Source organism: Mangrovicoccus algicola (assembly GCF_014903745.1).
Lineage (GTDB): Bacteria > Pseudomonadota > Alphaproteobacteria > Rhodobacterales > Rhodobacteraceae > Mangrovicoccus > Mangrovicoccus algicola.
Genome location: NZ_JACVXA010000099.1, coordinates 1 through 10999, shown reverse-complemented (window position 1 = coordinate 10999; position 10999 = coordinate 1). Strand labels below are relative to the sequence as shown.

The following is a 10999-nucleotide window of genomic DNA, read 5'->3' as shown; positions in this document are numbered from 1 at the left end:
GCCGGGGCGGGCGCGGCGCGCGGCGGCCAGCCGGTCCAGCCCGATGCGCGCCAGTTCCGCCAGATCCTGCGGCGCCCGGGAATGCAGCGGCTGACGCCCCCGCGCCGCGAGTTCCGGCACGGCGCGCAGATAGGCCGCCAGACCGGCGGCGAAACCGGCATCGGCCAGGCCCGCGGGCGCCGCCCCCAGCGCGGCCCCGGCCGCGACCGTCACCTGGCCGCCCGTATCCTCCAGATACTCGATCAGGGCCACGGCCGTGGCGAAGGGCGCGGGATCCAGGTCCCGATGGCGCGCGACGATCGCGGCATCCAGCGCCCGCGCGCCTTCCGCGCCCAGCACCGCCGCCAGCGGCGTGGCCACTTCGTGACGCCGCACCGGGCCGCCTGCCGCGATCTCTTCCATCACCTCGCGCCACCAGGTCAGGCGCATCTGCCCGATCGCCGGTTCGGCGCTGACCCAGGGGGCGCGGGCGATTTCCAGATTGGCGGCATAGACCGGCAGAAGCCGCGCCCGCACGGAATCCGGCTGCCCCCGCAGGGATTGCCAGCGCGCCGGGTCGCCGCGCCGCACCAGATCGGCGCAGGCGTCGAGGCTCATGCCGGGGCGGCCACCGGCGCCGCCGCGCGCCCGGCCACCGGCGCCCCGTCGCGCACCAGTTTCCAGGTGATCGCATCCAGGAGCGCCTCGAAGGAGGCATCGACGATATTGGGCGACACCCCCACCGTGGACCAGCGGTTGCCCGCGCGATCCTCGGTATCGATCACGACGCGCGTCACCGCCTCGGTGCCGCCATTGGTGATGCGCACCTTGAAATCGACCAGCTTCATCTCTTCGATATAGCCCTGATAGACGCCCAGATCCTTCATCAGCGCCTTGGAAAGCGCGTTGACCGGCCCGTGATCGGCGCCCTCGAGATCGGTGCTTTCGCTGACCGAAAGATGGGTCTCGGCACCGATGCGCACGACCACCACCGCCTCGGAGAGGCTGACCATGCGGTCGCGGCGGTCGCGGCGGCGTTCGGCCGTCACGCGGTAGCGCGTGACCTCGAAGAAGGCGGGCAGCCGCCCCAGTTCGGCCCGCGCCATCAGCTCGAAGCTGGCCTGCGCGGCGTCATAGGTATAGCCCTCGGCCTCGCGCGCCTTGACCACCTCCAGGATGCGTCCCAGCGCGGGATCGCCGGGCGCCACCTCGATCCCGGCCTCGGCCAGGCGGCGGCGCAGGTTCGACTGCCCGGCCTGGTTCGACATCGGGATCTGGCGGGCATTGCCCGTGCTGTCGGGGCGCACATGTTCGTAGGTGGCGGGGTTCTTCAGGATCGCGCTGGCATGCAGCCCCGCCTTGTGGGTGAAGGCCGAGGCCCCGACATAGGGCGCCGAGCGCAGCGGCACCCGGTTCAGGATGTCATCCAGCAGCCGCGACGCCCGGGTCAGCCCGGCCAGCGCCTCCGCCGTCACCCCGGTGCGGTAGCGCGAGGCATAGGGTTCCTTCAGCATGAGCGTCGGGATCAGCGTCGTCAGATTGGCATTGCCGCAGCGTTCGCCCAGCCCGTTCAGCGTGCCCTGCACCTGCCGCACGCCGGCATCGACCGCCGCCAGAGATCCCGCCACCGCATTGCCGGTATCGTCATGGCAATGGATGCCCAGATGCGTGCCGGGAATGCCCGCGGCGATCACCTCGCGCACGATGCGGCCGATCTCTTCGGGAAGCGTGCCGCCATTGGTGTCGCACAGCACGATCCAGCGCGCCCCCGCCTCATGGGCGGCCCGCAGGCAGGACAGCGCGTAATCGGGATCGGCCTTCCAGCCGTCGAAGAAATGTTCGGCGTCATAGAGCGCCTCGCGCCCCTGCGCCACGATATGCGTGAAGGAGGCGGCGATGTTCTCGCGGTTTTCCTCCAGCGTGATCCCCAGCGCCTCGGTGACGTGGAAATCATGCGCCTTGCCGACGAGGCAGACCGCCGGGGTGCGCGCGTCCAGAACGCCCGCCAGCACCTCGTCATTCTCCGCCGAGCGGCCCGCGCGCTTGGTCATGCCGAAGGCGGTGAAGGTCGCGCTTGTCTCGGGGCGCGCGGCAAAGAAGGCGCTGTCGGTCGGGTTGGCGCCCGGCCAGCCCCCCTCGATATAGTCGATCCCCAGACTGTCCAGCACGCCCGCGATGCGGATCTTCTCCTCGGTGGAGAATTGCACGCCATGGGTCTGCTGCCCGTCGCGCAGCGTCGTGTCGAACAGGTACAGCCGTTCGGGAGACATCACAGCGCCTCCAGCTTCGCGGCGTCGAATTCGGGCTTCGGCGACAGATCGACCCCGGCCTTCGACATGCGCACCTCGACGCCTGCCGCCAGCAGCATGGATTTCAGCGCGTCAACGGCGGAGAAATCCTTGGTCGCCATCGCCTGTTCGCGCGCGGCGGCCAGCGCATCGGCGTAGGCCGAGAGATCTACACTTGCGGTAACGGCCCACTCACCGATTTCATCAGTCAACAGACCAAGCAACTGTGCCGAAGCCTTAAGTTTCGCGCGCAACTCGACACTCGACTTGACTAACACAGAGCCTTGACCGCCGCGCTCGATCTTCTCGTGATGATATATATCTTGCACCAGTTTATGCAGAGCCTGAATAGCCCCATGGGTATTGAGATCGTCGCCAAGGTAATAGACTACTTGTTCATCGATTTCGCCCGGCTCCACGCCATTCGTCAGCGCGCGCCACTTGCGCAGAGTCTTCTCCGCCTCCTCGCGCTTGGCCTCGGTCCAGTCCATCGGCTTGCGGTAATGCGTGCCGAGAAAGACCATGCGGATCACCTCGCCGGGGATGCCCTGATCCAGCAGGTCGCGCACGGTGAAGAAATTGCCCAGCGACTTGGACATCTTCTTGCCCTCGACCTGCAGCATTTCATTATGCAGCCAGACGCGGGCGAAGCCCGAGCCGGGATGGGCGCAGCAGCTTTGCGCGATCTCGTTCTCATGATGCGGGAACATCAGGTCGTTGCCGCCTGCATGGATGTCGAAATCAGCGCCCAGCAGGTCATGCGACATGGCCGAGCATTCGATATGCCAGCCCGGCCGCCCGCGGCCCCAGGGGCTGTCCCATCCCGGCAGGTCGCCATCGGAGGGTTTCCACAGCACGAAATCCATCGGGTTGCGCTTGTAGGGCGCGACCTCGACCCGGGCGCCGGCGATCATGTCCTCGACCGACCGGCCCGAGAGCCTGCCGTAATCCCTGTAGCTTTCCACGGCGAAAAGCACGTGGCCCTCGGCCTCATAGGCGTGGCCTCCGGCGATCAGGCCTTCGCACATGGCGATCATCTGCGCGATATAGCCGGTGGCGCGGGGTTCGTGATCAGGGCGCGCCGCGCCGAGCGCATCCATGTCGGCATGGTACCAGCCGATGGTTTCCTCGGTCCGCTCGGCGATCAGATCCTCCAGCGTGCCGGGGGCGCCGGCCGCCTTGCGCGCAGCCGCCGTCGCGTTGATCTTGTCGTCCACATCGGTGAAATTACGCACATAGGTGACGTGATCCGCGCCATAGACATGGCGCAGGAGCCGCACCAGCACGTCGAAGACCACCACGGGGCGGGCATTGCCCAGATGCGCGCGGTCATAGACGGTCGGTCCACAGAGATAGATCCGCACATTCGACGCGTCGATCGGCACGAAACGCTCCAGCGTCCTCGTGCGGCTATTGGTCAGGCGGATCTGTGCCATCGCGGCCTCCGTTGCGGTCTGGCTTGGGTCTGCCGGACCTATACCGGATCGGGAGCGATGAAAAGCCGGAGCGCCGCGGCTCCGGCCCGGGGCGGGGTCAGGCCGCCTGCCGCAGGGTCTGCACGACCTGCCCGTAGCCGCCCTCCTCGAGGAAGCGGGCCTCCTCGGCGGTCGTGTTCCGGTCGAGATCCGGGTTGCGGTGCGGGAAGCGCCCGAAGCGGCGGATCACCTCGCGATGCGCGCGGGCATGAAGCAGGTTGTCGGCGCCGGTCTCGGGCATGCGCTCCATCATCAGGCGGATGCAGCGCTCCTGGTCGATGAGGCATTCCGAATGCATCAGCGGCAGGTAGAAGAACTGGCGCTGGGGTTCGGGAATGCGCAGGTCCCAGCCCTTCTCGACCGCCTTCTTGGCGACCGCGCGGGCCTGGGCGTCGCTGGAAAAGGCGCGGCCCTCGCCGCGGAACATGTTGCGCGGGAACTGGTCCAGCAGGATCAGGAGCGCCAGCGTGCCCTCGGGGGTCGCGCTCCACTCCGGCAGGCCGCCGGCCTGGGCCATGTGCCACGCGGCGCCGAACCGGTTGCGGATCGTCGCGTCGATCGCGTCCTCGGCGCGGTACCAGCCCGCCGGGCCGACCTCTTCGATCCAGAAATCCAGCACGTCCTGATAGCTGGTCATCACCCTGTCCTTCCTTCGTCTCGCCGGATCGCGCCATGGCCCCTGCGGGCTCAGGCGGCGTGATCCTCTTCCTCGTCGTCATCCGCGGCCGTTTCCTCCTGATCCATATAGGACTCGGCCGCGGCCTCCATCGTCACCAGCGACGCCGTCGGCAGGACCGGCGCGAATTCGCCGGTCTCGCTGGCATCCGGCGCCGGGCGCTGGGTCATGCGATAGCCCGCATAGATGGTCAGAATGGCGAAAAGTCCGAGAAGGAAAAGGAAAAATCCGTTCGGCCCGACGCTGCCCATGGCAAAGCCGGTGACCACCGGCCCGATCACGGCGGCGAAACCATTCAGAAACAGCAGCTGTCCCGAGGCCGAGGCCATGTCGTCAGGTTCCAGGAAATCGGCCGTATGCGCGACGAGAAGGCCGTAGAGCGGGTTCGACACCCCGCCGATCACCGCCCCCGCCAGCAGCACCACCGGAAAGCTCAGGCTCAGCAGCGGCACCGCCGCGCCGAGCGCCCCGGCCGCCGCCGCGGCCAGGATCAGCTGGCGGCGGTCCATCCGGTCCGACAGCCAGCCGATCGGGAACTGGCAGACCAGCCCGCCCAGATAGATCGCCGCGATGAAGAGCGAGATCTGCGACACCGACAAGCCCGCCCGCGTGCCGAAGACCGAGGCCATGCCGAAGGTCGCCGAATAGACCCCGCCCATCAGCAGGATGCCGATGCAGCCCAGCGGCGAGACCTTGAACAGCCGCCCGATCCCCATCCGCTTGGTCGACCCGAAGGTCGGCGTCGGCGTCACCGACAGAAGGATCGGCGCGAAGCTGATCGAGACCAGCACCGACACCACGACGAACAGCACGTATTGCGCCGGGTCGCCCAGCATCGACAGCCCCTGCGCCAGCACGATCCCCGAGGTCTGCACGATCATGTAGAGCGACAGGGTCTGGCCGCGCAGGTTGTTGGGGGTCGAGGAATTCAGCCAGCTTTCGGCGGTCACGTAGACCCCGCACATGCAGAACCCGAACACCACCCGCAGCGCGATCCAGACCCAGGGATCGGTGATCGTCGGATAGAGGATCAGGATCGCCGAGATGAAGGAGGCCAGCGCCGCGAAGACCCGGATATGCCCGACCCGGCGGATCATCTCGGGCGCCAGCTGCGAGCCGCCCAGGAAGCCCGCGAAATAGGCCGACATCACCAGCGACAGCTCGAAGGTGGAAAAACCTTCCATCCCCCCGCGGATGCCCAGCAGCGTGCCCTGCGACCCGTTGCCGACCATCAGCAGGAAGATCCCGAGGAACAGGGGCCAGGACATCACGAAGGCGCGGAACATGGGGCGATTCTTTCGGCTAGCGTTTTTCCCTGCCCTAACGGGGCGCGGTAACGGTTTGCCATGCCAAAAGCGACAGGGCAGCGGTTTTTTCGCCCCGGGGCGGCATCCCGCCTACCCGTCCCGCGTTACCGCCGGGTTGACGGCAGCAGCAGCGACGCATCGCCATAGCTGAAGAACCGGTAGCCCGCCGCCACGGCATGGGCATAGGCGTCCAGCATCCTGTCGCGCCCCATCAGCGCCGAGACCAGCATCATCAGCGTCGATTTCGGCAGGTGGAAATTGGTCATCAGCCCGTCCACGGCGCGGAACTCGAAGCCCGGATAGATGAAGATGTCGGTCTTGTCGGCGAAGGCGCGCACCTCTCCGGTCTCGCGCGCGGCGCTCTCGATCAGGCGCAGCGCGGTGGTGCCGACGGCGATCACCCGCCCGCCCGCCGCCCGGGTGGCGCGGATCTCGGCGGCGGCGGTCTCGCTGACCTCGCCCCATTCGGCATGCATCCGGTGCCGGGTCGGGTCCTCCACCTTCACCGGCAGGAAGGTCCCCGCCCCCACATGCAGCGTCACCTCGGTGAAATCGACGCCGCGGCCGCGGATCGCCTCCAGCAGCGGCGCGTCGAAATGCAGGCTGGCCGTGGGGGCCGCCACCGCCCCGGCATGGCGGGCGAAGACGGTCTGGTAATCGGTGCGGTCCTGGTCGTCGGCCGGACGCTTGGCGGCGATATAGGGCGGCAGCGGCATCGCGCCGACCAGGGCCAGCGCCGCCTCGGCCGTCGCCTCGCCATGCTCCAGCCGCAGCCGCGCCATGCCGGTCTCGTCGCGATCCAGCATCACCGCCCGCACGCCATGGCCGAACTCCACCGCCTCGCCGTCGCGCAGCTTGCGCAGCGGCTTGACCAGCGCGGTCCAGACGTTTTCCTGCGGCTGCGGGTCAAGGAGCGTCACCTCGATGGCGGCCGCGCCCGTGCCGCTGTCGCTGGCGCGGCGGCGCGTGCCCGACAGGCGCGAGGGCAGAACGCGGGTATTGTTCAGAACCAGCCGGTCGCCTGCGCGCAGCAGGTCCGGCAGATCGGAGACCGATAGGTCGCGCAAGGGCGCCTCCGCCCCCTCCACCAGCAGCAGCCGGGCCGAGCTGCGCGGCCGCGCGGGCCGCGTGGCGATGCGGTCCTCGGGCAGGTCGAAATCGAAATCCGAAAGTTTCATTGCCCGGTCTCCACGATCTGCGGCGGTTCGCGGCGGAAGATCTCGCGGAAGAAGCCCGGCGTCAGCACCGAAAGCGGATTGGCCTTCAGCCGCGGCGCATCCAGCGGGCCCGCCAGCTTGAAGGTGATGCCGACCAGGCCTTCGCCCGGGCGCGTCATGCCGGCGCCCAGCCGGTTGACGAAGTAGAATGGCGATATCACGCCCTGCATGTCCATGGTCTTGCGTTCCAGGTCGAGTGTTCCGTCCAGCGACAGGCCGAGACTCGGTCCCGTCGCGCTTGACTGGCTCACAACCACGCGCTCCGGCGTCAAGAGGAAGTCTGCCTCGACATCGCCGAAATGCAGCCCGCCCTCGCCCGCCTGCTCGGCGATGCCGACCACGGAAATCGCCGACAGGAGGCTGGCGGCGAAAGGCGCGTCGGAGATGGTCAGCCCGTCGATCGCCAGATCGCCGCGATACGTGCCGGGCGCCCCGGTCGGGTCCAGCCGCAGATCCAGCGCCCCGCCGGTGGCCTTGGCGAAGATCCCGGCATCGCGCGCCGCCTGCCCGGCATTCTCGCCGCGGATGCGGATGCGCGGGCCGGGGCTGGCGCGGGTCAGGTCCACGCGCAAGGGCGTGCCGCCATTGACCCGGCCCGACACCCGTCCGGCGACACCGCCGGCCAGATCCACCCGGCCTTCGGCGCCGCTCAGCGCCAGCCGGTCCGAGACCCGGATGCGCATGTCGCGCAGCGTCACCTCCGTCGCGCCGGTGCCGCCGCCGGAGCCGCCGCCGCCTTTCGGCAGGCCGCCCAGATCGACCGTGCCCCCGGACACCGTGACCGCCCGCGTCCCGCCCGCGCCGGGGCGCAGGCTGACCCCGGCATCCAGCCAGCCGCCCAGCCGGGCCCGCGACAGGTCCAGCGCCGCGATCCCGCCCCCCTGCGCAAGCGACAGCCGTCCCTGCGCCTCCAGCCCCGGTGCGCTCAGCGCCAGCCGGTCGAAGGCCGGCGCGGCGCCCAGGCTGCCGGCCAGGGCGAGGCTGGCCGCGCGCCCCGCGGATTTGGACCAGCCCAGTTCCGCCACGCGGATCCCCATGCCGGTCAGGTCGGCCTCGAGATCGATCCGCGCGGGGCGGCCGGGCATCAGCGCGACATGGCCCGTGGCGCGCCCCGTTCCGGTGACGCTGCCCGCGGCCAGCGGCAGGCCCAGATGATCCAGCAGCTCCGGACTGACGGAAGCGGAGAAATCCAGACGGCTGCCCGGCTCGCCCCCGCCCAGGCTGCGGCCCCACTCGATCTGCGCGGGAAACCCGTCCAGCGTGGCGGGACCGGCGATGGCGATGCGGCGATCGGCCAGGACCAGCTCCAGCTCCGGCGTCGCGACCTGCCGGCCCGGCAGCAGCGCATCGCTGGCGGCATCGGTGATCCGGCCGGTGGCGCTGTAGCCGATCTGCCGCTCTTCGCGCCCCGGCCCCATCGGCACCTCGAGCCCCAGATCCAGCGCGACGCGCCCGGCGACCTCCTCCGGCGCGACGGGCAGTTCCGCCCCGCCCAGAAGCGGCAGGGAAAGCAGCGACAGCGCGCTGGAGGCGGCGGCCTCGACATGGCCCGCAACCGCCAGCGGGGTCTCCTTCACCGATGTGTCGGCCTTTCCCACGGTGCCGCCGCGGATCGCCACGGCACCGCCATCGGGGGCGGTCATCCGCGCATGATCCAGCGCCACCGCCATCTGCCGGTCCTGCAACGAGAAGAACCCGTCGGCCCCGGAGATCTGCGGCAATCCCGGATCGGCGGTCACGGCCCCGTCGGCAAAGGTGAAGGTCAGCGCGGTATCGGGCTTGCCCGACGGCCCCAGCCGCATCGCGAGGCGCAGGTCGCGCAGGCTGCCCCCGTGGATGTTGTCGAGGGCCCAGGCCCGGGTCGGCGGCTCCAGCGCGGGTGGCCACAGCGCCTTGACCGCCGCGGTGTCCAGCCTGCGGGCGGCGGCATCCAGGGACAGGCGCCAGCAATCGGGCAGGAAGCTGCGGCTGGGCGTGTCGGGGGCGGCACAGCGCAGCGGATCGGGCGCGCGAAGATCGCCCCGGAAGCGCAGGCTTGCCTCCCCGGCGACCAGCCAGCCCGGGGCCAGTTCCGCCCGCCGCGCGGCGAAATCATAGCGCAGCGCGGTTTCAAGCCGCGCCCCCGCCACCGGCGCCGCAAGGACCCCCGGCAGGTCGAGCGCCACCTCCTCCAGCGACAACTGCGCGGTCAGCGTGGAGACCGCGCCGGCCGGCGTCATTCCCGGCCAGATGCGGGCACGCCCCCGGAAGGCGGCCAGGTCGCTCTGCAGCTGCAGATCATCGAGCCGCAGCAGGGTCCGCGCCGGGTCGAGGGTGATTTCGGCGCCGCCGCCGGTCACCCGGGCCACCCGGTCGCCGCCCAGGCGCAGATCCCCTTCCCCCAGCGCCAGCCGCCCCCGCAGCGGCGCGATGCGTCCGCCGGCCCCCAGTTCGGTCTCCAGCACGACGGAGACCGGCAGATCGGCCAGCGGCGGGTCGCGCGGCGCAAGGATGCCGCCCTCGCCCGGCAGAAGCTGCGCCGGGTTCAGGCCCCGCGCCGCCAGACGCAGATGTCCCGTGCCCTGCGCCAGGTCCGCCTGCATGCCGAGCGCCAGCGTCCCCGGTCCCGTGCCCTCTCCCGGACCGGCCAGCCGCAGGTCCAGGCTCATCTCGTCGCCGCGGCGCGAAATCAGCAGATCGCCATCGCCGTTCAGCCAGGCCCAGCCATTGACCCGGTCCTCGACGCGCAGCGAGATCCCCGAGACGCCCAGTTCGCGCAATTGCGAAAACCGCGGCTTGTCGAGGATGGCGCGCAGCTGTGCCAGCCCCTCGCCGGGATGCTGCACCGCATCGATGAATACCGCGCGCCCCGCCCCCAGGCTGACCCCCCCGCCCGAGGCGATCAGCTGCGCCTGCATGCCCTCCAGCCGCAGCGCGGCGGGCAGGATCCGCCCGCGCAGCAGCGCCCCGCGATCGATCACCAGGTCGGCGGCATCGAGCGCCACCAGCGGCACGTTCTCGCCGCGGCGATAAAGCGCCAGGCGCCGCGCCTCGACCACGGGGACAAGCCCGGGACGCAGGGTCAGCTCGAAGGTGCCGATCACCGCCGACAGCCCGTCCTCGGCCAGCCGGTCCTGGATCCGGTCGCCCGCCAGCCGTCCGATCCACGGTCCCAGCGGCACCGGGCGTTCCTGCGCGACGACGGCGAAGGTCACTGCCCCCGCCAGTGCCACCGTGCCCAGGATCACCGCCGTCTGCACCAGCCGTCCGGCAACCTTCAGCATCCGCCGATGCATCCGCCGCTTGCGGGCGCGGCCGCTCTGATGCTGATGCTGGCGCGGATGCATGGGGTTGGATTCTGCTTCGATTCACCTAGAACTTCGGTGCAGTATCAATTGCGAGGACGCACAATGCCAGAGACCGGGGACACCGCACCGGAGTTTACCCTGCCGCAGGACGGCGGCGATCCGCTCACGCTCTCGGCGCTCAGGCCCGCGCCCGTGGTCCTGTACTTCTATCCGAAGGACGACACGTCGGGCTGCACCAAGGAGGCAATCGCCTTCACCGGGCTGATGCCCGAATTCGAGGCGGCAGGCGTCCGCGTGCTGGGCGTGTCGAAGGACACGGTCGCGAAACACGCGAAATTCCGCGAGAAGCACGGACTGGGCGTCGGGCTTCTGTCGGACGAGGATGGCGCGGTCTGCGAGGCCTATGGCACCTTGGTGGAGAAATCCATGTATGGCCGCAGCTACATGGGCATCGAGCGCACGACCTTCCTGATCGACGGCGCGGGCAAGATCGCGCAGGTCTGGCGCAAGGTGAAGGTGCCCGGCCATGCCGAGGCGGTGCTGGAGGCGGCGCGCGCGCTCGGCTGAGGCTCTGCCCGCGCTTGCCCGCCCCGCCCCTTTGCGGCTAGAGGGCAGCGCATGACCATGACCCTTTGCGACATGGCGGTGGATGTGCTGACCACCGCCGACCCGATGGAGAAGACCGGAAAGTCGCGCGAGCATGCCGCGCGATGGGTCGCGGCCCGTGCCGCGGGCGCGCCCCTGCCGGTCGGGCAGGCCGCGCCGCCGCT

8 protein-coding genes are annotated in these 10999 nt (G+C 70.1%); 1 reads left to right on the top strand and 7 read right to left on the bottom strand.

Annotated features, from left to right (window positions below; translation table 11 throughout):
* The 7 genes from ICN82_RS20070 to ICN82_RS20040 form a co-directional block, all read right to left on the bottom strand.
* Positions 1 to 597, bottom strand: a 597-nt coding sequence (locus ICN82_RS20070) for a squalene/phytoene synthase family protein (protein ID WP_193186793.1), incomplete at its 3' end; no start/stop codon positions are given.
* Entirely contained in the window at positions 594 to 2249 is a 1656-nt protein-coding gene (gene cimA, locus ICN82_RS20065; RefSeq protein WP_193186789.1) for a citramalate synthase, read from the bottom strand. The genes ICN82_RS20070 and cimA, both read right to left, overlap by 4 nt.
* Entirely contained in the window at positions 2249 to 3703 is a 1455-nt protein-coding gene (gene cysS / locus ICN82_RS20060; RefSeq protein ID WP_193186786.1) for a cysteine--tRNA ligase, read from the bottom strand. The genes cimA and cysS overlap by 1 nt, the downstream gene beginning before the upstream one ends.
* Before the next feature lie 97 nt (positions 3704 to 3800).
* Positions 3801 to 4379, bottom strand: coding sequence for a DUF924 family protein (locus ICN82_RS20055; protein ID WP_193186783.1), 579 nt, complete (start codon positions 4377 to 4379; stop codon positions 3801 to 3803).
* 50 nt (positions 4380 to 4429) lie between these two features.
* Entirely contained in the window at positions 4430 to 5704 is a 1275-nt protein-coding gene (locus ICN82_RS20050; protein ID WP_193186780.1) for an MFS transporter, read from the bottom strand.
* A gap of 125 nt (positions 5705 to 5829) precedes the next feature.
* The gene (gene queA, locus ICN82_RS20045; protein WP_193186778.1) at positions 5830 to 6903 is read right to left on the bottom strand and encodes a tRNA preQ1(34) S-adenosylmethionine ribosyltransferase-isomerase QueA; all 1074 of its coding nucleotides are present in this window, start codon (positions 6901 to 6903) and stop codon (positions 5830 to 5832) included.
* Entirely contained in the window at positions 6900 to 10205 is a 3306-nt protein-coding gene (locus ICN82_RS20040) for a YhdP family protein (RefSeq protein ID WP_193186775.1), read from the bottom strand. Before ICN82_RS20040 ends, queA begins: the two co-directional genes overlap by 4 nt.
* Positions 10206 to 10331: 126 nt before the next feature.
* On the opposite strand from ICN82_RS20040, the gene ICN82_RS20035 reads away from it, so the two are divergent.
* The gene (locus ICN82_RS20035; protein ID WP_193186774.1) at positions 10332 to 10796 is read left to right on the top strand and encodes a peroxiredoxin; all 465 of its coding nucleotides are present in this window, start codon (positions 10332 to 10334) and stop codon (positions 10794 to 10796) included.
* Positions 10797 to 10999: the final 203 nt, after the last annotated feature.